Source organism: Acidobacteriota bacterium (assembly GCA_035471785.1).
Taxonomy (GTDB): domain Bacteria; phylum Acidobacteriota; class UBA6911; order RPQK01; family DATIPO01; genus JANQFM01.
Genome location: DATIPQ010000017.1, coordinates 1 through 21350, shown reverse-complemented (window position 1 = coordinate 21350; position 21350 = coordinate 1). Strand labels below are relative to the sequence as shown.

The 21350-nt window shown below is 63.8% G+C and carries 15 protein-coding genes; 6 read left to right on the top strand and 9 right to left on the bottom strand.

The genetic code is table 11. The features are described 5' to 3' along the window. Positions 1-20: 20 nt before the first annotated feature. The 6 genes from VLU25_02390 to iolB form a co-directional block, all read right to left on the bottom strand. The gene (locus VLU25_02390; protein HSR66764.1) at positions 21-1040 is read right to left on the bottom strand and encodes a hypothetical protein; all 1020 of its coding nucleotides are present in this window, start codon (positions 1038-1040) and stop codon (positions 21-23) included. 7 nt (positions 1041-1047) lie between these two features. Beyond that, a complete protein-coding gene (locus tag VLU25_02385; protein HSR66763.1) occupies positions 1048-1941 on the bottom strand; it encodes a sugar phosphate isomerase/epimerase in 894 nt (297 codons plus the stop codon). Between the two features lie 71 nt (positions 1942-2012). Then, the gene (locus VLU25_02380) at positions 2013-3491 is read right to left on the bottom strand and encodes a CoA-acylating methylmalonate-semialdehyde dehydrogenase (GenBank protein HSR66762.1); all 1479 of its coding nucleotides are present in this window, start codon (positions 3489-3491) and stop codon (positions 2013-2015) included. Next, complete coding sequence (iolC, locus tag VLU25_02375) at positions 3488-4477, bottom strand: 5-dehydro-2-deoxygluconokinase (protein HSR66761.1); 990 nt, start codon at positions 4475-4477, stop codon at positions 3488-3490. The genes VLU25_02380 and iolC overlap by 4 nt, the downstream gene beginning before the upstream one ends. Before the next feature lie 33 nt (positions 4478-4510). Continuing rightward, positions 4511-6367, bottom strand: coding sequence for a 3D-(3,5/4)-trihydroxycyclohexane-1,2-dione acylhydrolase (decyclizing) (iolD, locus tag VLU25_02370; GenBank protein HSR66760.1), 1857 nt, complete (start codon positions 6365-6367; stop codon positions 4511-4513). Beyond that, a complete protein-coding gene (gene iolB, locus VLU25_02365; protein ID HSR66759.1) occupies positions 6364-7248 on the bottom strand; it encodes a 5-deoxy-glucuronate isomerase in 885 nt (294 codons plus the stop codon). Before iolB ends, iolD begins: the two co-directional genes overlap by 4 nt. Before the next feature lie 271 nt (positions 7249-7519). Between iolB and VLU25_02360 the strand changes: the two genes are divergently transcribed. The 3 genes from VLU25_02360 (at position 7520) to VLU25_02350 (ending at position 13700) form a co-directional block, all read left to right on the top strand. After that, positions 7520-8566: a LacI family DNA-binding transcriptional regulator gene (locus VLU25_02360; GenBank protein ID HSR66758.1), complete on the top strand. Its 1047-nt coding sequence runs from the start codon at positions 7520-7522 to the stop codon at positions 8564-8566. Between the two features lie 221 nt (positions 8567-8787). After that, positions 8788-12105 carry a TonB-dependent receptor gene (locus VLU25_02355; GenBank protein ID HSR66757.1) on the top strand — a complete coding sequence of 1106 codons (3318 nt, stop codon included), beginning with the start codon at positions 8788-8790 and terminating at the stop codon, positions 12103-12105. A 203-nt stretch (positions 12106-12308) separates the two neighbouring features. Further along, positions 12309-13700, top strand: a complete 1392-nt coding sequence (locus tag VLU25_02350) for an APC family permease (GenBank protein ID HSR66756.1) — start codon at positions 12309-12311, stop codon at positions 13698-13700. A 16-nt stretch (positions 13701-13716) separates the two neighbouring features. Here VLU25_02350 and VLU25_02345 read toward each other — a convergent pair whose 3' ends face one another. Together VLU25_02345 and VLU25_02340 are read right to left on the bottom strand one after the other, a co-directional pair. Further along, complete coding sequence (locus tag VLU25_02345) at positions 13717-15420, bottom strand: CRTAC1 family protein (protein HSR66755.1); 1704 nt, start codon at positions 15418-15420, stop codon at positions 13717-13719. A gap of 6 nt (positions 15421-15426) precedes the next feature. Beyond that, the gene (locus VLU25_02340) at positions 15427-16296 is read right to left on the bottom strand and encodes a creatininase family protein (protein ID HSR66754.1); all 870 of its coding nucleotides are present in this window, start codon (positions 16294-16296) and stop codon (positions 15427-15429) included. A gap of 102 nt (positions 16297-16398) precedes the next feature. Here VLU25_02340 and VLU25_02335 point away from each other — a divergent pair, with 102 nt between their 5' ends. The 3 genes from VLU25_02335 (at position 16399) to VLU25_02325 (ending at position 20570) form a co-directional block, all read left to right on the top strand. Continuing rightward, on the top strand, positions 16399-18105 hold the full coding sequence (locus VLU25_02335) for a tetratricopeptide repeat protein (GenBank protein HSR66753.1): 1707 nt from the start codon (positions 16399-16401) through the stop codon (positions 18103-18105). 15 nt (positions 18106-18120) lie between these two features. Next, the gene (locus VLU25_02330; protein ID HSR66752.1) at positions 18121-19077 is read left to right on the top strand and encodes a carbohydrate kinase family protein; all 957 of its coding nucleotides are present in this window, start codon (positions 18121-18123) and stop codon (positions 19075-19077) included. Between the two features lie 122 nt (positions 19078-19199). Next, positions 19200-20570 (top strand): 6-phospho-beta-glucosidase, encoded by a 1371-nt coding sequence (locus VLU25_02325; GenBank protein ID HSR66751.1) that lies wholly within the window; start codon positions 19200-19202, stop codon positions 20568-20570. A gap of 519 nt (positions 20571-21089) precedes the next feature. Here the strand turns inward: VLU25_02325 and VLU25_02320 are convergent. Beyond that, on the bottom strand, positions 21090-21350 hold a 261-nt coding region (locus VLU25_02320), incomplete at its 5' end, for a hypothetical protein (GenBank protein ID HSR66750.1).

Genomic DNA, 21350 nt, shown 5'->3' with positions numbered 1-21350 from the left:
TCCGTTCCTCGCGATGAGCATCAAAGATCGAGAGGTTCAGGGGCCTGCCCGCCTCCCTGAGCGTACAAGTCCATGGCCTGGTCGACGCTGAGCCCGTCATGCACGAGTCCGCCCAGGGCCGAGGCCATGGCGGCGGGGTCGTTGTCGCCGGGAAAGAGGATGTTGCGACCCACCAGCACGCCGCGGACGTTGCCCGCCGCACTCATTCCGGCGGCGAATTCGCTGATCACCTCGCGCGGGTCGTCCCTCGATCCGCCGCCCAGCATGAGCAAGGGGCAGGTGGAGGCACGAGCCACCGCAGCATAGTCTTCGACATAGGGCACCTTGAGCCAGAGCAGCCGCGAGGAATTGCCCAGAGCCGTGGCCACGCCGATGATGCGGGCCATGGCCTGGGCCGTCTTGATGACCTTGTACTTGCCCTCCACCCGCTCCACCGGCAGCGGTTCCAGGAAGGCCGTAACGCCCGCCTCCGCAAGCTGGCGCAAAGCCTCGGCGCAGGCCTGAATGGTAGCGCCCGAATCGGGGTTGTCCAGGTCGAGGCGGAACATCATCTTGGCGCCGTCGATGCGCATGCGCTTCAACTCCGAGGCCTGGTAGGCCCCGAAGCGGTCGTTCATCTCGAACGAAGCGCCGGCCAGTCCGCCCCGGTTCATGCAGCCCACCATCACCTTGCCGTCCAGAAAGGACTCCCCGCGGCGGCGGCGCATGAAGGAGCTGAGTATGAGCAGTTCGTCGAGGACGTCGGGCGTGGACATGATGCCGTCCACATTGGGCTGGGTGAGCAGGCGCAGGATGCGCGCCAGGTATTGGCGGCGCACCGACATGGCCAGCGGATCCCCGGCCGCGGCTGTCACAAAACGTCCCGGGTGATCAGCCGCCACGATCACCAGGCGTCCGTCGTTGGTCAAGTGCGGACGGATGCGGCGGGCGGCGGCCTCCTGCAAGACCCTGGAAGGCTCGTTGACCCGCACCTCGGTGATGCGGTCCATGACTTGGCCGGGAAGAAACTCCTCGGCCTTGAACTGCGCACTCATCTTCATATCTCCCTCACAACCCGATCTGGTCGTGCAGATAGCGCCGCGAAGCCAAGGAACTGTCCAAGGCTGTAGGCAGGCTGGTGTGGTCGGTCTCCACGATAACCCAGCCGCCCCACTTTTTCTCTCGCAGCAGGGAGAAGAGGGCCGGAAAGTCGATGTCGCCCCGGCCCAATTCCGTCCACACGCCCAAGGCGCAGGCCTGCCGGTAGTCGAGCCTCTCGCGGCGTGCCTTGTCGACGATTTCTCTGCGGACGTCCTTGATGTGCAACGATCCCATGCGGTTGAGATAGCGTTCGATGAGGGGCAGAGGATCGCCGCCCCCGTAGAAGAGGTGGCCGGTATCCGGCCCCAGCAACACCAGACCCGGGTCGGTGGCCTCCATCAGCCGATCGATCTCGTGAGGAGCCTCGATATAGGTGGCCACGTGGGGATGGAAGCACAGGGTGATGCCGTAGGACTTCCACAGCCGGGCGATCTTGTCCAGCATCCTGGCCATGCGCTCGAATTCCCGCTGGGAAAGAGCGGTCTCGGTGTCGGGACGGATGCGTCCGGCCAGGGCGTGGCGCTCGGGAGGCGAAACGTAGGCGCTGACGAAGAGGCAGTCCTGTCCAGCGGCCCGGGAGAACTCGGCCTGGGCGCGGGCGTCCGCCAGGATGGCGGACTCCTGCTCGGCCAGGTGAAAGTGGGCATGGAAGAATCCCGAAGCGATCTCGAGTCCTAAGCGGGAAGCGATCTCCAGCGCCCGCTGCGGCGTCAAGCCCTCCTGACGGTCGAGGTTGACGGCGGGATAGCAGGCGTCCGCCGCCTCCCGCGCCCTCTCTTCGAACGACTTGAAAAGCAAAGTGTCGGAAATCGCCAAAGGCGTCGTATCGGCGTTGAGCGCCAAGCGAAGAGCCTGGGGCATGTTCATACTCCGTTTCAGTGGCCTGATAAGAGCATGAGATCCGGAAAGACCCTTCCTGTGCCTTTCGTGATCTAGAATTTTCTCGACCAATCTTTGGGCCAACGTTCCACCACCACTTTCTTCTGGGTGTAAAAGTCGACGGCATCCCGGCCCTGGCCGTGGAGGTCGCCGAAGAAACTGTCTTTCCATCCGGAAAAGGGGAAATGGGCCATGGGGGCCGCCACTCCCAGGTTGATGCCGATGTTGCCCACGTCCGCCTCGTGACGGAACTTGCGGGCGGCCGCCCCGCTCTGGGTGAAGAGGCAGGCCATGTTGCCGTAGGCGCCGCTGTTGACCCATTCGATGGCCTGCTCGATGGTTTCGGCTTGCACCAAGCTGAGGACGGGTCCGAAGATCTCCTCACGCGAGATGGGGTTGTCGGCGCTCACGCCGCCGATCACCGTCGGACGCAGGAAGTTCCCCTGCTCGTAGCCGTCGATGCGGGCCTGACGCCCGTCCACCAGCAGGCGTCCGCCTGCCTGGACGCCCTGCTGGATGAGCGACTCGATGCGCTCTTTGCTCTGGGGAGTGATGACGGGGCCCATCTCGACTCCTTCCTGCAGGCCGTAGCCGACCTTGCGTTGGCCGGCCAGACCGACGATGGCCTCGGTGAAGGACTTCTCGGCCCCGCCCACAGTGATGGCCACCGAAGCCGCCAGACAGCGCTGGCCGGCGCATCCGAAGGCCGAGTCGGCGGCAATGCGGCTGGTCATCTCCATGTCGGCGTCGGGTAGCACGATGATGGGATTCTTGGCCCCGCCCTGGCACTGGGCCCGCTTGCCCTTGGCGGCGGCACGCGCATAGACCGCGCGCGCCACGGGAGTCGATCCCACGAAGCTGACGGCGCTGATGCCGGGATGGTCCAAAATGGCCTCCACCGTGGCCCTGGATCCGTTGACGACCTGAACCACGCCCGGCGGCATTCCGCTGCGCTCGATCAGCTCGGCAAGGCGGGCCACGGTCAGGGGGTCGCGCTCGCTGGGCTTGAGAATGATGCAGTTGCCGCAAGCCACCGCATAGGGCAAAAACCAGAGCGGAATCATGGCCGGGAAATTGAAAGGCGTGACGGCGGCCACCACTCCCACCGGTTGGCGGATCATGATCTCGTCGATGCCGCGGGCGATATCTTCGCTGTTGTAACCCTGCATGAGGACGGGAATGCCGCAGGCCACTTCCACGTTCTCGATGCCCCTTTGCAGTTCGCCGCGGGCTTCCTCGAGGGTCTTTCCGCACTCCTCGGTGATGCAGCGGGCCAGGCTGTCGCGCTCCTCCTCCAACAACTGCTTGAGCTTGTAGAGGTGCTGGACCCGCTCGCCGGGCGGGGTGCGCCGCCATTCGGGAAAAGCTTCTTGGGCGGATTTGACCGCCTTGTCGACGTCCGCGGCGCCCGACAGCGGCACCCTCACCAGTTCCTTGGCTGTGGCGGGATTGTGCACGGTCACAAAGTCGCTCGCGTCCGCCTTCCGGCGGCTTCCGCCTATGTAATTGGGCAAGATTTCAGCTTGACTCATAGCGATTCGACATCCTTGCTTGCCGCGGCCACGGAGACGCGGCGGGGACTGGGCTCGGGATGGGCTTGCAGCATCGACTGCAGTTGGCCTTCACGCGGCATGGCGTCGGCGCACATCAATTGGCTCACGACCAGGGCCGCGGCGGCGTTGCCCTGGCGCAACGACTCGGCCAAGGAGAGTCCCCGCACCTGTCCATGCAGGAATCCGGCCGCGAAACCGTCCCCGGCGCCGATGGTGGAAACCACCGGCACCTCGAAAATGGGCAGGAACCAGCTCTCCCGGCGGGTCGCCGCCAGGGTCCCTTCCGAGTCGAGTTTGGCCACGACGGTCGAGGGGCCGCTGTGGAGGAGAAAATCGATGGCCCGTTCCCGGGGACTGCCTCCAACCAAATGCAATTCCGCCTGGTTGGCCAGCAGCAAATCAATGAAAGGCAAAGCCAGCCGGCAATAAAGAGCCGCTTCCTCTTCTTTTTCCCAGGACATTTCACGGTAGTCGACGTCGAAAGCCACGGTCACGCCTTGGCGCTTGGCATGCTCCATGGCCCTGAGGGTGGACTCGCGCGAAGGGGACTGGCAAAGGCTGGTACCGTTGGTAACGAGGAGGCGGCAGTTGCTGATGGCTTGCAGATCGTCCTCTTGCAGACGCAACTGGGTATCGGCTGCTTGAGTCCTGTAAAAGACCTGGGGGAAGCGGTCGGGAGGCGAGGTCTCGCACAGACACAGCGACGACTGATAGCCCTGCAGCCGCCGTACCCGCTCGGTCGAGATCCTCTCCTTTTGCAGGTATTCGATGAGGAAGTCGCCCAAGGCGTCGTCGCCCACACATCCGATCATGCTTGCTTGCAGTCCCAGACGGGCCAATCCGACCGCCATGTTGGCCGACGACCCGCCCAAGTGGCGGCTGAAACGGCTCACGTCCTTGAGGGCGACGCCTCTCTCTTCGGCGAAGAGGTCGTAGCCGATTCGTCCCATGACCGCGACGTCCATACTGCCTGATCCGTCCTTCGGCGGCATTCCGCCTTACAAGAAAAAGCGCTCCTTGCGCCGCTGCTTTTCGTACTCGCGCCGCGCCTCTTCGACTTCATCGATCTGCGACACTTCGGCCACCGGAACGTCCCACCAGGTTTCGTAGGAGGGGACGCCCTTCTCCTTGTCGACGGGAATGACGACGGCCGCCGTGCGGTCGGATTGCTTGGCCTGCTCCAGGGCCCGGTCGAGTTCTTCGATGCTATTGGCGCGGAAAACGCGGGCGCCCAGACTCTCGGCATTGGCGGCGTAGTCGACGGCCAAGAGGGGTCCGTCCAACTGGCCGCTCTCGGGGTCGCGCTGCTTGTAGTCGGTTCCGAATCCCCCCGAACCCAGCGACTTCGAGAGTCCGCCGATGCTGCCGAAGCCATGGTTGTCGAGCACCACGATGATGAGCTTGCGCCCTTCCTGGATGGAAGTGACGATTTCTGAAGACATCATCAGATAGGAACCGTCGCCCACCATCACGAAGACCTCTCTTTCGGGAGCGGCCATCTTGATGCCCAGCCCCCCGGCCACTTCGTAGCCCATGCAGGAGTAGCCGTATTCCAGGTGGTATCCCTTGCGGTGGCGGGTGCGCCACAGCTTGTGCAGGTCTCCGGGAAGACTCCCCGCCGCGCACACCACCACGCCCTCGTCGCCGGCGGCCCGGTTGACCGAGCCGATGACGGCGCTTTGGCTGACGGGCGGATCATGGCGCAAGTTGAAAAGACGATCGTTTTCCTGCTCCCAGAAAGCCTTTTCCTCTTTCACTTTGGCGGAGTAGCCGGCGTCTGCCTTGAAGTCGGCTTCCATCAGGTCCTGCAGGGCGGTGCGGGCGTCGGCCAGCAGCGGGAGTCCGGAGTGCTTGGCGGCATCCAGGCCGGTCAGGTTGATGTTGATGAAGCGGACTTGAGGATGGCGAAAAGCCGTCTTGGAAGCCGTGGTGAAGTCCGAGAGGCGGGTTCCCACGGCGATCACCAGATCGGCCTCGGCCGCCAGCCGATTGGCTCCCCGCGTCCCGGTCACTCCCAGGGCGCCCAAGTTGAGAGGATGATCGAAGGCTAAAGAGCCCTTGCCCGCCTGGGTCTCGGTGACGGCGATTCCGGTCTTTTCGGCCCATTGCCGCAGAGCTTGGTCGGCGCCGCTGTAAAGCACGCCGCCGCCGGCCACGATGAGCGGACGCTTGCAGGATTCGATCCAATCCATCGCGATCTTGAGGAGTTGGCGGTCGGCCCGGGGACGCTGAATGTGCCAGACGCGTTCTTCGAAGAGCCGGGAGGGATAGTCGTAGGCCTCGCTTTGCACGTCCTGGGGCAAGGCCAGCGTCACGGCTCCGGTCTCGACAGGCGAAGTCAGCACGCGGACGGCTTCAAGCATGGCCGTGGGGAGCTGGTCCGGACGGTTGATGCGGTCCCAGTAGCGGGAAACCGGCCTCAAGCAATCGTTGACCGAGACGTCCTGAGAGTGCTCCGACTCCAACTGCTGAAGCACCGGAGCCACGTTGCGGCGGGCGAAGATGTCTCCGGGCAATAGCAATACCGGCAGACGATTGACGGTGGCCGTGGCCGCGCCCGTCACCATGTTGGTGGCGCCCGGACCGATGGAGGAGGTACAGGCGAAAACCGAGAGGCGGTCCTTCATCTTGGCGTAAGCCGTGGCGGCGTGGACCATGGCCTGCTCATTGCGGGCCAGATAAAATGGGAAGTCGGGATTCTCCTGCAGAGCCTGACCCACTCCCGCCAGATTGCCGTGTCCGAAGATGCCCCAGCAACCGGCAAAAAGCGGCTGACGGCTACCGTCGCGGCTTACAGACTGCCGCTTGAGAAAGCGGATCAAGGCTTGGGCAACGGTCAGGCGCTGGGTGGTCATGGCTTGCCCTGTACGATAGCCGCCTCGGCGGCTGCGGGACGCGGCACCACCGGCAAGCGGGGGTCGGGCGCCGGCCAATTGGCCTTGAGTTGAGCGTACTGGGGATCATCGCAGGAGGCCATGGATCGACGATCTCCGGCCAGGAAGTTGAGATAGTAGGCGTGGTAGCCGTAGGCCGTCACGAAGGGATGATAACCGCGCGGTATCATCATCAGGTCCTGGTCGGTAACCCGCACCGTCTCGTCCAGCGAGCCGTCGCCGCTGTAGACGCGTTGAAAGCCGTAGGCCTCGGGTTGCTGAAAACGGTAGTAGTAGACTTCCTCAAGCTTCACTTCGCCGGGAGGCCGCTCTTCGTCGTGCTTGTGGGGCGGATAGCTGGACCAGTTTCCGCTGGGCGTGTAAACCTCGCACGCCAGCAGCCGGTCGGCGGGAAACTCGGGCGGCACGATGTCGACGATCTGGCGGCTGGCGTTGCCGCCTCCCCTGATCTCGTATCCGCAGTCCTGGGGTCGGATGACGCGGGACGGCAGGGACTTGCGGGCCGGAGCCCAGCCTTGCGCCAGTTCGCAGTCCTCCAGCGCTGTCAGTTGCCAGGAGGTTTCACGCCCAATGTAGGCGGCATGAGGATAACTGTCGAAGACGTTGAGCCGGGGCCCTAGCTGCTGTCCCGCTTCCCCGTTGAAGGAGATGCGGCAAGTTCCGGCCTGCAGCACCAGGCAGTGCTCCTTCTCGCCCGTCTCTCCCGACCAGCTTTGCCCGGCCTTCAGCTTATGGGCGCTGAACCCGAGCAGGCGCCATCCCGCTCGCTGCGGATCGACGTCCACAACGACCCCATTGCGGCGAGGAGCCTCCCTGTCCGGGCGAAGAAGCAATTCCGACATGGCCGTGTCCTTCCTTAATAGATTGGCGTGGTCGCAGAAGGAGCCCTCACTCCCCCTGCCGGCAGCCGCTCGAGGCCGCCAACTCGGGCGATTGTAGCGAAGCGCTTAGCCAATGTCTAGTCTCAAGCCCTTCTATTTACCTCCGCTCCAGGCTATAATTGTGCGGCTTGCCATTAGCAATGCGGTTTCACGCGGGGCGGGAAAGCCGCCGCAGAACTCGGGAGGGGTCGTGCGTCCGCGGCCTGAGCGACCCGATAGACAGGTCTGAATCATGGCGAACATCTACGACGTGGCCAAGGAAGCGGGGGTTTCCATCGCCACGGTTTCGGCGGTAATCAACGGCAGCGCCTACGTCAGCCCCAAGCTCAAGCGGCGCGTCATCAGCGCCATCGAAAAACTCGACTACCACCCCAACCTGATGGCCCGCGGCCTGGCCAAGCGCCAGTCGCATACCTTGGGGATGGTGGTGACCGACATCTCCAATCCCTTCTTTCCAGCCGTCATCCGGGGCGCCGAGGACGAGGCCCGCGAACACGGCTACAACCTGCTGGTGGCCAGCAGCGACGACGACCCGCGTCAAGAGAGGATGTATCTGGAGCTCTTCCTGGCCAAGCGGGTGGACGGGATCCTTCTCACCAAGGCTCCCGGCAAGCTGCCCGAGGGAATCGTGGCCAAGCTCAAGTCGTCGGCCACGCCGCTGGTGCAGGTGATGCGGGTGATCAGCGGATACAAGTCGGACGCCGTCCTGGCTGACGACCAGGGAGCCGCCTTCCAGGCCGTCTCGCACCTGCTGCGCCTCAACTACCGCCGCATCGGCATGATCACCGGCGTCAAGGGCGTCAGCACTACTAGACAGCGCATCAAAGGGTACCGCCAAGCCCTCAAGGAGTGGGGGCTGAAGACCGACCGCAGCCTCATCACGCGGGGCGATTTCAGGCTGGAATCGGGCTATCTGGCGGGGGTCGACCTGCTGCGCCGCAAACCCGAAGCGGTTTTCGTCTCCAACTACATGATGACGGTGGGCTTCATGCGCGCCCTCTACCAGTACCAGTTGCGCTGTCCTCAAGACGTGGCCGTGGTGACCTGCGACGATTATCCCTGGCTCGATTCTTTCTCGCCCCGCCTGACCACGGTCGACTTTCAGAAATACAAGCTGGGCACCCAGGCGGCCAAGTCCCTGATCAGGCGCATCAAGAGTCCCGAGGGGGCGGCCGAGACCATCCAAATGAAGAACCGCATGTTCATTCGCGAATCCTGCGGTATCGGATTGGCCGGCCACAGCGAGGAAGCCGTCTCCAAAGCCGGCGAATCAGGCTGAGGCAGGCCGGATTCCGGCTGCCGAAGCCTAAAAGGATCGCCTGAGGCAGGGCCGCAATTGTTTTTGTCCTTGACTTTTCTTTCTTGCTGTTCTTTAATCAAGCCCATCATCTAAGCGCTTCGGTCAATCGACGTTCCTCCCCCCGGCGTCAGCGTAGCTACAGGAGCGCCGGCTCGTGCAGACGAGGGAGCATAACGAGAAAGAATGAGGAAGGGCGTGTCATGCGTACATCACGATTCTTGATTTGGGCCGCCGCTATCTGGCTGCTCATTCTGACCCCGCTGGTGGGTCAGATCAACACTGGATCGATTGCGGGGACGGTCACCGACCAGGGCGGGGGCATCATCCCGGGCGCAACCGTGACCATCACCAACTCCCAGTTGGGGGTGCGGCTGACGCTGATCAGCAATGACTCCGGGGCCTTCGCGGCCCGGGCGCTGAGACCAGGCATTTACGAAGTGAGCGTGGAGGTGACCGGCTTCAAGACGGCCGTCCTGCGCAACATCGACGTCAGGGTGCAGGATCGCGTCAACCTGGCCGTCGAACTGGAAGTCGGCGAGGTCAGCGAGACCATCGAAGTCACCGACAGGGCCGGGCGGATCGACACCGAAACCGCCCAGCAGGGAACGGTCATCGAGGCGCAGGAGATCGTCGACCTGCCGCTGGACGGGCGGCGCTACTCCGATTTGATCCTGCTCACGCCGGGCGCCGTGCCGGCACCGGGAACGACCAGCAATCCCCGTGAGGCCCGCCTCAACGTGGACGGCAACTTCTCGCTGCAAAACTACTTCGCCCTCAACGGCGTCGACAACAATACCTTCACCACCAACGCCCAGGAGCGCAGTCCGCAGGCGGTTTCGCCTCCGCCCGACGCCCTGCAGCACTTCAAGGTGCAGACGCGCACCTACGACGCCGAGTTCGGATGGTCGCAGGGAGCCGTCATCAACGCCGAACTGAAATCGGGCAGCAATGCCTTTCACGGAAGCGGCTTCTGGTTCCACCGCAACGACAATCTCAATGCCGCCAACTTTTTCGCCAACCGGGCCGGGATCGGCAAGGCCGAGGAGCTTCGCCATCAGTATGGGGGCATCATCGGCGGTCCCATCGTTCCAGACCGCACCTTCTTCTTCTTCGATTACCAGCGGACCGACGCCCGCAAGGGCACGACCTCGTCGGGGACCGTTCCGACGGCAGCCATGAAGCAGGGCATCTTCACCGGCGTACGCGACCTGGTCATCCAGCGCGACGCTGAAGGCAACGCCTTCTACCCTGAAATCGAGCCTTGCATCGACGAGGTCAACGACGTCATCAACGTCAACGCCAACCGCACCGACGGGCTGCCCTGCGTGGATCCGGCGGGACTGGCGCTGGGCCAACTCTATCCTGATCCCAACCAAGGGACCTTCGGTTTCGTGGCGGCTCCCGACATTCCTCTGGAGCAGAATTCATTCGACGTCCGCATCGACCACAACATCAACGACAGCAACTTGCTCTACGGCACCTACAGCTTCCTGCAGACCGAAACCATCGTTGAGCGCGGACCCTTCCCCAACCCGCTGGCAACCGGAGGGTTCTCGGGCAACAGCTTCTTGCGCGGGCAACTGGCGGCCCTGACCTGGAACAACGTCCTCAGCCCCAGCGTGGTCAACAGCCTGCGCTTCGGATTCAACCGCATCTTCTCCGACACCGCGCCGCTGGCGCCGGAAGGCAATGCCGGCCCCGACTTCGGACTCAACAACCTGCCGGGAGCCTTCGCCTTCGGCGTGCCGCCCATCCGCGTTTCCGGCTACTCCCTGCTGGGCACCTCGGAGTGGCGTCCCCAGTACCAGGTTTCGCAGGTCTACCAACTGCTCGACAACCTCTCCTGGGTGCGGGGCAACCACACCCTCAAGTTCGGTTTCGAGTTCAAGCGGGCCATCAACAACTTTCTCGACATCAAGGCGCCCAACGGCCGCTACATCATTCCCAACTTCTGGACCAACGACGGCTTCGCCAACCTGCTGCTGGGCAACGTCCAGCGGGTCGAGCAGACCACGCCCCTGGTGCCCCACAACTACACCGACGGCTACATGCTCTATGCGCAGGATTCCTGGGCCGTCACGCCCAACGTAACCCTCAACTACGGGCTGCGCTACGAGTACTTCACTCCGCTCATCGAGCGCGATAACCTGACCTCCAACTTCGTGGCCGACGCCAACGGCGGACGGGGAGCACTGGTGACGGCCAATCCGGCCGCTCTGCCTCCCATCCCTTGCGACTTCGAGTGCGTGCAGAGGACCGACGGCGAGGGTATCTTCGGACGCACCCTGATCAACCCCGACCGCAATAACTTCGCTCCCCGCGTGGGCCTCTCGGTGCGGGTTTCCGACACCATGGTGGTGCGCGGCGGCTACGCCATCTTCTACCAGGCGCTGGACCGCATGGGCAGCTCCGCAGTGCTGCAGCTCAACCCGCCCCAACTGGTGGAGTTCCGAGGCGTAGAATCCGACTTCAACGAGCCTCCCCAGGTCCTGCTAAGGGACGGTTTCCCGGCCGGCTCCACGGAGTTCGATCCGCTCACCATCGACTTGCGCGGACGCGATGTCAACGAAACGGCTCCTTACTCCCAGCAGTACAGCCTCTCCACCCAGTTTCAACTGGGGCGCGACTACCTGCTCGACCTGGCCTACGTGGGACAGACGACCGACGACATCCGTAAACTGCGCCGCCTCAACCAGGGCATCCTGCGAACGCCGGGGGTCAACGACATCGTCTTTCCCTTCCCCGATTGGTCGAACCTCAGCGACTTCCTGAGAAGCGACGGTTCGGCCAACTACAATTCCTTCCAGATGCAATTGCGCAAGGGATTCTCCAACGGGTTGGCCTTCAACCTGTCCTACACCTGGAGCAAGGCCCTGGGCGATACCCAGGACAACCTGTCGGGCGGTGCCGGAGCCAGCAACATCCGGCCCCAGAACACCCACAATCCGGAGGCCGACTACGGACGCCTGGTCTTCGACCAGAACCACCGCGTGGTGGCCAACTGGGTCTGGGAACTGCCGTTCGGAGCCGGGAAGAACTACCTCAACGACGGGCCCATCGCCAATATCCTGGGCGGCTGGCAGTTCAACGGCATCTGGAGTTCCACCAGCGGCGCGCCGCTGGGCGTCAGCGCATCGGACGTGAGCGGAACCCGCAGCCAGAACTACCGCGCCGACTGCATCGGGGATCCCTCGGGAGCCGAAACCGTGGAGAGCTTTTTCAACACCAACGCTTTCGCCCAGCCCGCCAACTTCACCTTCGGGTCCTGCGGGGTGGCTTCGCTGAGCGGATGGCCTCACCACGTCTTCGACCTGTCGCTGTTCAAGAACTTCCAGTTGCCATGGAACGAAGAATCGAGGCTGCAATTCAGGGCGGAATTCTTCAACGCCTTCAATACGCCTCAGTTCTCTTCGCCCAGCACCAACGTCAACAGCGGGCAGTTCGGCCAGACCAATTCGGTCTTCGATCCTGAGAAAGAGGCCCGCGTGATTCAGTTTGGACTCAAGCTGATCTTCTGAGAGCCCTCTCAAAAGCCTTGCGCGGCGGTCGTTTGCGGCCGCCGCCTTCTTCATCCCACTGACGGTTGAGGGGGAGGAGACCCGCAGAGGGCGGCGTTGCCGACACGGCGGACGCCGCTCCTGCGGGTTTTTCTTGATACGCTGCCGCCCGGCGCCGGATTCCCCACCCTCTTCCTGGGAAAAGCGGTCAGAAAGCGGAGGCTATGAACGACGAACAGACACGGCCCACTGAGAACGACGACGGACTGATACGCGGATTGGGACTCAAGGAGGCAACTTCGGCCAACATCGTCGAGATGCTGGGCATCGGTCCCTTCATCACCATTCCCTTCCTGCTGGCGGCCATGGGCGGTCCCCATGCCATGCTGGGATGGGCCGCCGGGGCCGTGCTGGCCATTTGCGACGGTCTGGTGTGGGCCGAACTGGGCGCCGCCATGCCCGGCGCCGGAGGCTCCTACATCTACCTGCGCGAAGCCTACAACCCCAAGAAGGCGGGCCAGATGATGTCGTTCCTCTTCGTCTGGATGATCTTCTTCACGGCGCCCCTCTCGGTGGCTACGGGAGCCGTGGGCTTCGCCGAATACTCGCGCTTCTTCTTTCCCGAAATGTCCGAGCTGGGCACCAAGATGATCGCCGTGGCCCTGTGCGCGGGCGTCACCTTCGCCCTCTACCGGGGAATCCGCACCATCGGCAAAGTGTCGTTCCTGCTCATGATCATCGTGGTGGGCAGCATCCTCTGGGTTATCGTCTCGGGCTGGCCGGTGATGAGTACCGAGTTGCTCTTCGACATCCCTCCCGACGCCTTCAGCTTCTCCTGGGGATTCTTCAACGGACTGGGGGGGGCGGCCCTGATCGCCATTTACGGCTACGGCGGCTACAACAACGTCTGCTTTCTGGGAGGCGAGGTGCAGCGCCCCAGCCGCAACATTCCCCTGGCCGTCATCGTCTCCATCCTGGTCGTCGCCACCCTTTACGTGCTCCTCAACATCTCGCTCATCGGAGTGGTGCCCTGGCAGGAGGCCATTGCAACCAAGCACATCGTCTCCGACTACATGCAGATCATCTACGGCGACTGGGCCGCCCAACTCATCACGGTGCTCATCCTGGGCGCTTCGTTCGCCTCCATCTTCGCCCTTCTGCTGGGCTACTCGCGCATCCCCTATGCCGCCGCCAAGGACGGGCGCTTCTTTTCGGTCTTCGCCAAGCTGCATCCCGTCAAGCGTTTCCCCCATGTCTCGCTGCTGGTGCTGGGAGGATTCTCGGTCTTCTGGTGCTTCCTGGAACTGAGCGAAATCATCGAGAGCCTGATGAGCATCCAGACGCTCATCCTCTTCCTCAGCCAGATCCTGGCCGTGACCCTGGTGCGGCGCAACCGCCCCGACATCAAGCGTCCCTTCAAGATGTGGCTTTACCCGATTCCCAGCATCGTGGCCGCCACCCTGTGGCTGCTGGTGGTGTTCTCGACGGGGACCAGGACGGTTGTGCTGGCTTTCGGGGTACTGGCTGGAGGCGTGGGAATCTACATGCTGTGGGCGTACTATGCCGACGCCTGGCCCTTCCAGAACGATGGAGACCAAGGGACGCCGGGAACTTGATCGCTGCGGCTGCGGCCTATTCCTGATGGACTTCCAGCCTCTGATCAACAGCCACGTCGGTCAACACCGTCTGCTTGCCGTCCGGCCAGCGGATCTCGAGGCGCGAAACCAGGGTGGCGGATCCCAGTCCGAAGTGCAGGCGCAAGTCGTTCTGGGACAGATAGCTCCCCCCGCTGCGCACCTCCTGCATCTGCCATCCTTGATCGGTCCGCAAGCGGACGCGCGCCCCGATGGCGCTGGGGACGGTCCTGGACTTGAGCTTGAGGCTGAGGTAATGGCCGCCGGAAGCCCTCGAGTTCCAGAGCAGCGAAGGTCCTGCGTCGAGGTTGTTGACCACCAGGTCGAGGGCGCCGTCGTTGTCCAGATCGCCCGCCGCCGCTCCCCGGCTCACCAGTTCCTGGGTCAAGCCGGCCTCCAGTCCGACTTCTTCAAAGCGTCCCTCTCCCAGGTTGCGGAAGAGCAGGTTGCGCTGGGCGTACCCCGCGCTGGAGGAAGACTGGGCCTTATCGATCTGGGGAAACACGTGCCCGTTAGCGACGAAAAGGTCCACCCGCCCGTCGTTGTCGTAGTCGAAGAAGACGGTTCCCCATCCCACGTAGGGCAGGGACGGCACCAGCAATCCCGAGGAGGAGGTGATGTCGGTGAAGTTGCCCTGCTCGTCGTTGCGGTAGAGGGTGTTGTATTCCTCGGAGAAATTGGTCACGTAAAGAGAAAAGAGTCCCGAGTTGCGGTAGTCGGCGGCGGCCACTCCCATGCCCGCCTGCTCCTGCCCCTGCTCTCCGAAGGCCGCGCCCGACAGCAGTCCCGTCTCGACCAGCTTCCCCTCGCCCTGGTTGAGGTAAAGCTGGTTGGGCGTGGAGTCGTTGGCCACGTAGAGATCGAGGTCTCCGTCCAGGTCGAAATCGCTCCACAGGACGCCCAGTCCGTAGTAGCCCTGGGGGTCATGCAGGCCCAACTCGCGCGAGCGCTCGCGGAAGGTTCCGTCGCCCTGATTGACGAAAAAGGAATCGCCGGCTCCCCGCAGTCCCCGCGGACCGCACATCACCTTCAGACCCAGGTACTGGCAGCCCAACTGACCGCCTCCCATGGAACCGTAGCGGGGATCGCCGGGCTGGGGCAGGTTGTCGCGGTCCAACTCGATGTAGTTGGCCACGAAGAGGTCGAGATCGCCGTCCCCGTCAAAGTCGGCCCAGGCCGAACCGGTCGACCAACGCCGATCGTCGCTTCCCGAGTCCTGGGTGACGTCGCGAAAGGTGCCGTCCCCCAGGTTTCGGAAAAGCATGTTGGAGCCGTAGGCGGTGACGTAGAGGTCGAGCCGCCCGTCGTTGTCGGCGTCGCCCACCGAGCATCCCATGCCCCAAGCGCCGTTCCCGGCCACTCCCGCTTGGGCTGTCACGTCGCGAAAGCGCCGTGCGCCCAGGTTGCGGTAAAGGGCGTGACTGAGGCCGGAAGGCTCAGCCTTGCGGAAGGCTTCCAGGCGCCCGCCGTTGACCAGAAAGATGTCGAGCAGGCCGTCGTCGTCGAAGTCGAAGAGACACACCCCTGCCGAATTGGCCTCTACGATGTACTTTTTTTCGGGAGTGCCGCTGATGAGGCGAAACTCAAGCCCCGCTTCAGCCGCCCCCTCTTGAAAGACCGCTTTGGCAGAGCCGGCGGCTGCAAAGAACGGGGCTGCCGTGCCCAGCGCAGCGAGGAAAAAAAGCGTCCTGACGTGAAGCATAGGCGGCTACCAACTGCCGGGCTGTTTGTCGTTCTTGAGCCAGTTTCCGACGAAAGCGGCCAACTTGCTCAGCGACACCCCGACCAGCCGTTCGCCTTTCTCGGCCGAGATCTCGCTCAGCTTGCCGGAATAGCCCGGCCAGCCGGTGACGTCGCTCTTCTCCAAATAGTAGGGGAAAGACGCCTGGCCTTGCAGGGCCGGCAGATCAGGCCCCCTGCCCGGCTCCACCGAATGGGGAGCGAACACCGCCGCCACCGACAGTTCCAGCGGACCGCCGTGACCATGCCCGCCGTTGCCCGAGGTGAAGAGTTCCATGGCCTCCACTTCCTCTCCCGGAAGCGTCTCCCACCAACTGACCAGCGCCATCTGAGTGTGCTTGGCCTGGTTGGTCACCACCGAGATAGCCGCCCGGGCGGGGCCGATGTTGCCGTCGTGCCCGTTGAGCACCAGGACCTTGTCGAAGCCGGCCTCCACCAGCCCCCTCAAGATATCGGTCAGCAACTCGGTGACCACTTCGGGACGCGTCGATATGGTTCCTTTGAACGCCGCCGAATGGGCCGGGGAATGGGTATAGTTGAGCACCGGCAGCAGCGAAGCTCCGACTTGTGGGGCCAGCCGCTCCGCCAGTCCCCGGGCGATGATGCTGTCGGTCAGCAGGGGGCCCGAAGGGCCATGGTATTCGATGGAACCCAGCGGCAGGATGGCCAGCCTGGCCCCTTGAACATGGTCCTGCAAGAGGTATCCGGGCCGATGCACCATGGAAACCGAGTCCGGGTCCTGGGGCTGCGCCACAGCCGCCTGCGAGCCCAAGGCCCCTATGAGCAGGAGAAGGGTCAAAGCTGGGGGGACGTGTTTGCGGAAAATGTCTTTATTCATGGCGAGTTTCATGGAAAGCCTCGGGTCCCGCCCGGATGCGGGCCTCTCTGCAGTTCACGCGACTTGCACAAAGAGTATATTGTATAGACGATGAAGGTTGCAATGATGGGATCTAAGCGCTTTGCAGGGTTGGCGGCGATGGCTGTGGCGCTGTTCCTGTTGAGCCTTCCCCTGCTTGGGCAACCCCTGTCCGGCAGTGATTCCGAGCGCTTCCGTTTGGCCCTCAATGATTTCAGGGCGGGACGCTTGCAGGCGGCCCGCGACAAGCTGCTGGAACTGGAAAGGAACCATCCTCAGCACTTCGACGTCCAGCACCTGCTGGCCATCGTGCTCGACCTGTCGGGCGATCCCGGGCAGGCCAACCGGCACTTCCGCAAAGCCGTGCAGATCAATCCGCAGGCCATACAGGCCCGCACCAATCTGGGAGCCAACCTCAACCGGCTGGGGCGAGTTGATGAGGCCGTGCAGGAGTTCAGGGCGGTTCTGGAGATCGACCCCGCCAACGCCACCGCCCATTTCAACCTGGGCACGATTCACCTTGCCCGACGCCGCTACCGGGAGGCGGCGCCCTGGTTGGAAAAGGCCTACCAGCTTCAGCCGCAGGTCTACGAAACCGGATACCAGTGGGCCTTCTGTCTCTTTGCGCTGGACCGTCACCAGGAGGTGACCCAGGTGCTGGATTCGCTGGGGACGGTGGCGCCCTCGCGGGGCGAATTCCACCTGCTCAAGGCGCTCAACCGGCGGGCCCTGGGCCAGGAGGGCTACCAGCGCGACCTGGAGCAATCCCTGCGGACGCTGGCCGACAGTCCTCAGGCTCATGCCCAGGTGGCGGCGCTGCTGTTGGGACAGGGGATGATGGCGGAAGCCCTGCCCATTCTGCGGGCGGCGGTTGAGCGCTTTCCCGCTTCTGACGAGGCCTGGCTCAACCTGGCGCGGGCCGAAATGGCCATGGGAGAAGACACCGCCCGCAGCCGCATCGAGAAGGCCCTGTCACTGCGCCAGAGCGCTCAAGGCCATCACCTCCTGGGCGAGCTGCTGGACGGCCAGGACGACTTCGCGGCGGCCGCTTCGCATTATCAGCGGGCGCTGGAACTGGAGAACAGCGAAAGCAGCTTCTACGAACTGGGATATTTCTTCCTGCGCCATTGGAACTGGGAGACAGCGGAAAGGGTGTTCGCCTCGGGAGCGGAGAGGTTTCCCGAGTCGGGACGCCTGCTGCTCGGATGGGGGGCGACCCATCTGGCCCAGGGCGATGACGAGGCGGCGGCGCGGGCTTTTCTGCAAGCCAGCCAGAGTCCTCAGACGGCTCTCCCGGCCCTGCGCATGCTGGCCGAGTGCTTCGCCCGTACCGAAGACCAGTTCGATCAGGCCGTGCGGCGATTCGAGGACTACTACCGCCGTCATCCGCAGGACGCGCGGGCAGGATATTTCTATGCCCTGGGCGTCTTCCGGCAGAGCGAGAAAGGAGGGGATTCCAGCGACCTTTCATCCGTCATCGAGGTCTTGGAGGAGTCGCTGCGGCGGCAGCCCGATTTTTTCCCCGCCCGCTTGCTGCTGGGGGAGATCCACTTCCAGCAGCAGGACTGGGAGGCCGCGCAGCGGGAGTTGCAGCAGGCCTGCCAAACCGATCCCCAACATGCCCAATGCCGCTACACGCTGGCCTTGGCCCTGCAGCGCAGCGGCCGGCCCGAGCAGGCCCAGGAGCAACTGCGGATTTATCAGCAACTCCAGGCCCGGCAGTCCGAGCTAGCCCAGCAGCGCATGGCTCAAACCAAGAAACTGATTGTTGAAATGGACTCCCAGCACTGAGCAGGCCCAGGACCTATGAGAAAAAGCAAAGCCAGGCCAGGGGACGGCCGCAACGGAGAACGCTCCCTGATCGCCGCCGGAGAAGTCTTCCACGACCTCATCTTCTACGACCTGCAGCGGTTGCCCGCCATGGGCGAGGAACTCAAGACCGACACTTTCACGGTCAGCGTGGGAGGAGGCGCCGCCATTACCGGCGCGGCCGCCGCCGGGCTGGGGCGGAAGTGCCGGCTGCTGACGGTGTGGGGCGATTCTCCTCTCGACGTGGAGGCCCGGACGCGCCTTCTTCAACTGGGCCTGGAAGTCGATCTCTCGGCACTGCGGCGCCGGGAGCGGGCGGGATTGACAGTCGCCGTCTCAACCCGCGAGGACCGCTATTTCCTGACTTGCCCCGGGGCCAACCGCTTCGTGGAAGCCCGCTTGCTGGAGTCCGATGCCTTTGCTGCCGCCCAGGCTGGCGACCACGTCCACCTGGCACTGGCTCCAAAGCGTTGGCAGCCCTTCCAACAACTGGTGAACCGGCTCAAGGAACGCTCGGTGACCAGTTCCTGGGATCTGGGGTGGGATCCCGAGGCGGCTTCCCAACCGGCCTTCGCCCAGTTGCGCCGTGCGCTCGACGTCCTCTTTCTCAACGAGATGGAAGCCCTGCGCTATACCGGGGCGGAGGATGCAGAGACTGCCCTGGATGCCTTGTGCAAGCAGGGCGATACCGTCGTCGTCAAGCTGGGCAGCAAGGGAGCCATCGCCGGTCGGGGTGAGCAGCGTGCCGAGTCGGCCCCCCTTTCTGTCGAGGCCATGGAGACCACCGGCGCTGGAGACGCCTTCAACGGCGGCTTCCTTCATCGCTGGATGGAGGGCGATTCGCTGGAGGACTGCCTGCGGGCCGGCAACATCTGCGGCGGGCTCTCCACCCGCCGTCCCGGCGGCCTGGACGGGCTGCCTACGGCGCGGGAATTCGCAAGCAAGTTCGACTGAGTCCACACCAGATCTAGCGAGCGGCCTCATACCGCCGAGCGCAATTAAGCCTTGACCGCGGTCACTGAAACTTGACGCGTGTGAACTTGTTGGCCACCTAGTGGCCCTGGAAAGACGAGAGCATGAAAATCACCATCATCGGAGGGGCCGGGGCCCGCGTGCCGCTGGTTACCCATGGACTGATTCAGTTCCGGCGCGAGTTGCCCGTCGAAGAGCTTTCCCTGTGGGATATCGACGACCAGCGGCGTTCCACCATCGCCCGCATTTCGCAGGCCATGGCCGTAAGGGCCGGCTTCGACTTCAAGGTCACCCAGCCCAAGACGGTCGAAGCGGCTCTGGAGGGGGCTTCCTTCGTCATCTCCAGCATCCGGGTGGGCGGGATGCAGGGGCGCATACTGGACGAGACCATCGCCCTCGAGCACGGGACGGTGGGCCAGGAAACGGTGGGCGCCGGAGGGTTCTGCCTGGCTCTGCGCACCATTCCTCCCCTGCTCGACTACATCCGCCAGGTGGCTCGTCTGGCGCCGCAGGCCTGGGTGCTCAACTTCACCAATCCGGTGGGGATCATTTCTCAGGCCATGATCCTGTCGGGGCTGGGGGGACGCGTCATCGGGGTCTGCGATACGCCGCGTGAACAATTCGAGATGCTGGCCCATTCCCTGCAAGTGCCCATGGAGAAAGCCTACTTCGACTATTTCGGGCTCAACCACCTGGGGTGGATCCGCGGCGTGGAAGTGGACGGGCGCGACCACATGAAGGAACTGCTCGACTCTCCCGAGAAGCTCAGCCAGGTCTACCGCATCCCTCTCTTCGAAGCCGAGTTTCTGCAAGACCTGGGACTGTTCCCGACCGAGTACCTTTATTACTACTACCGCACCGAACACGCTTGCCGCCACACCGCCGGAGGCGACCGTACGCGGGGGCAACTGATCCAGGACCTGGAGGACGAGATGATGCGCAGGGTGGCTGAGGCCGGCTCCGACTCCTCCAAGGTGGCGGAGGCCTACGATCACTACCTGGCCTCCCGCAACGCCAGCTATATGTCGGTGGAGACGGGAGAAGAAGTCAGCGAGGAAGCCCTGCGGCGGGCCCGGCGCAACCTCTACAGCCAGGCCGCCGGCTACGACCGGGTGGCCATCGACGCCATGCGGGCCATCTGCGGCGACGTCGCTTCGGTGATGCCGGTCGACGTGGCCAACATCGGAGCCATCGAGGAACTGGAAGACGACGATTCGGTGGAGGTTCCCTGCGTGATCGGCGCCAACGGCCCTCATCCCTTGGCTACCGGAAAACCGCCCAACCAGATCCGCGATCTGCTCTTCAAGGTCAAGCGCTACGAGCGCCTGACGGCCCAGGCCGCCCTGCAAGGCTCAGCCCGCCTGGCCGAAGACGCCCTGGCCTCCAATCCCCTTATCGAAAAGCGCGAACTGGCCCGGGCCCTGCTAACCGAATACCGCCAAGCCCACCGCCCCCACTTGGACTACCTGCGCTGAGGGTTTGGGGGCCTGGCAGACTGTTTCTTTGACCGGCCCAGAAGCCTGTACCGGCTCATCCTAACGTCAGGTCGCCTCCATCGCCGCAAGGATGCGCCTCCCACCAGGCCTGCCTCGCATCGCTCCTTTGAGGCGGGCCGCTCTCTGGGAGGTGGGTGGCCCTCTCCCAAACTCCCCCCTACCCTTCCCGGGACCTGCCAACTCCGGAAGTTAGTTGTGGGAGGACTCTGGTTCAGGGAGCAACCAGCCCCACGGGAGCGATAGGACACAGGCCTGGTGGGAGGCGCATCCTTGCGGCGATGGAGGTGACCTGACACCGAGGCTGAACGGGCCGGTCATTGGAACCGCCAACAGGAAGTCCCCCTCCCGCCTTCCCGGAAACTGCCCGCTCCAGAAGTCGGTCGAGGAGTCCGGGGGGGCACCCACCTCCCAGAGAGCAGCCCGCCTCAAAGGAGCGATGCGAGGCACCCCTGGTGGGAGGCGCATCCTTGCGGCGATGGAGGCGACCTGACACTTGGCCTAGATGGGCCAGACCAAGGCAGTGCCCCAACCTGAGTGCTGCGGATGGGCACTTGACTGCTCCCACTCCTCAGGCAGGGCAACCAACCCCTTCACGACCGGATTCCCATGAATGTACTCCTTGACCCGATAAAAATGCTCCCGGCCGCGGATCTCATTCTCATAGTAACCGTCCTGCCACCTGGCGCCACGCCGCCGAATTGCCTGCAGCGACCGCCCGGACACATAACGCCCCACCTTGCCCATCAACTTGGGAAGCGT

Coding starts and splice junctions, on each gene's coding strand:
- VLU25_02325 (HSR66751.1), top strand. CDS start 19,200: ATGAAAATCACCATCATCGGAGGGGCCGGGGCCCGCGTGCCGCTGGTT.
- VLU25_02350 (HSR66756.1), top strand. CDS start 12,309: ATGAACGACGAACAGACACGGCCCACTGAGAACGACGACGGACTGATA.
- VLU25_02390 (HSR66764.1), bottom strand. CDS start 1,040: ATGAAGATGAGTGCGCAGTTCAAGGCCGAGGAGTTTCTTCCCGGCCAA.
- iolB (HSR66759.1), bottom strand. CDS start 7,248: ATGTCGGAATTGCTTCTTCGCCCGGACAGGGAGGCTCCTCGCCGCAAT.
- VLU25_02360 (HSR66758.1), top strand. CDS start 7,520: ATGGCGAACATCTACGACGTGGCCAAGGAAGCGGGGGTTTCCATCGCC.
- VLU25_02380 (HSR66762.1), bottom strand. CDS start 3,491: ATGAGTCAAGCTGAAATCTTGCCCAATTACATAGGCGGAAGCCGCCGG.
- iolC (HSR66761.1), bottom strand. CDS start 4,477: ATGGACGTCGCGGTCATGGGACGAATCGGCTACGACCTCTTCGCCGAA.
- VLU25_02355 (HSR66757.1), top strand. CDS start 8,788: ATGCGTACATCACGATTCTTGATTTGGGCCGCCGCTATCTGGCTGCTC.
- iolD (HSR66760.1), bottom strand. CDS start 6,367: ATGACCACCCAGCGCCTGACCGTTGCCCAAGCCTTGATCCGCTTTCTC.
- VLU25_02330 (HSR66752.1), top strand. CDS start 18,121: ATGAGAAAAAGCAAAGCCAGGCCAGGGGACGGCCGCAACGGAGAACGC.
- VLU25_02335 (HSR66753.1), top strand. CDS start 16,399: ATGATGGGATCTAAGCGCTTTGCAGGGTTGGCGGCGATGGCTGTGGCG.
- VLU25_02385 (HSR66763.1), bottom strand. CDS start 1,941: ATGCCCCAGGCTCTTCGCTTGGCGCTCAACGCCGATACGACGCCTTTG.
- VLU25_02340 (HSR66754.1), bottom strand. CDS start 16,296: ATGAATAAAGACATTTTCCGCAAACACGTCCCCCCAGCTTTGACCCTT.
- VLU25_02345 (HSR66755.1), bottom strand. CDS start 15,420: ATGCTTCACGTCAGGACGCTTTTTTTCCTCGCTGCGCTGGGCACGGCA.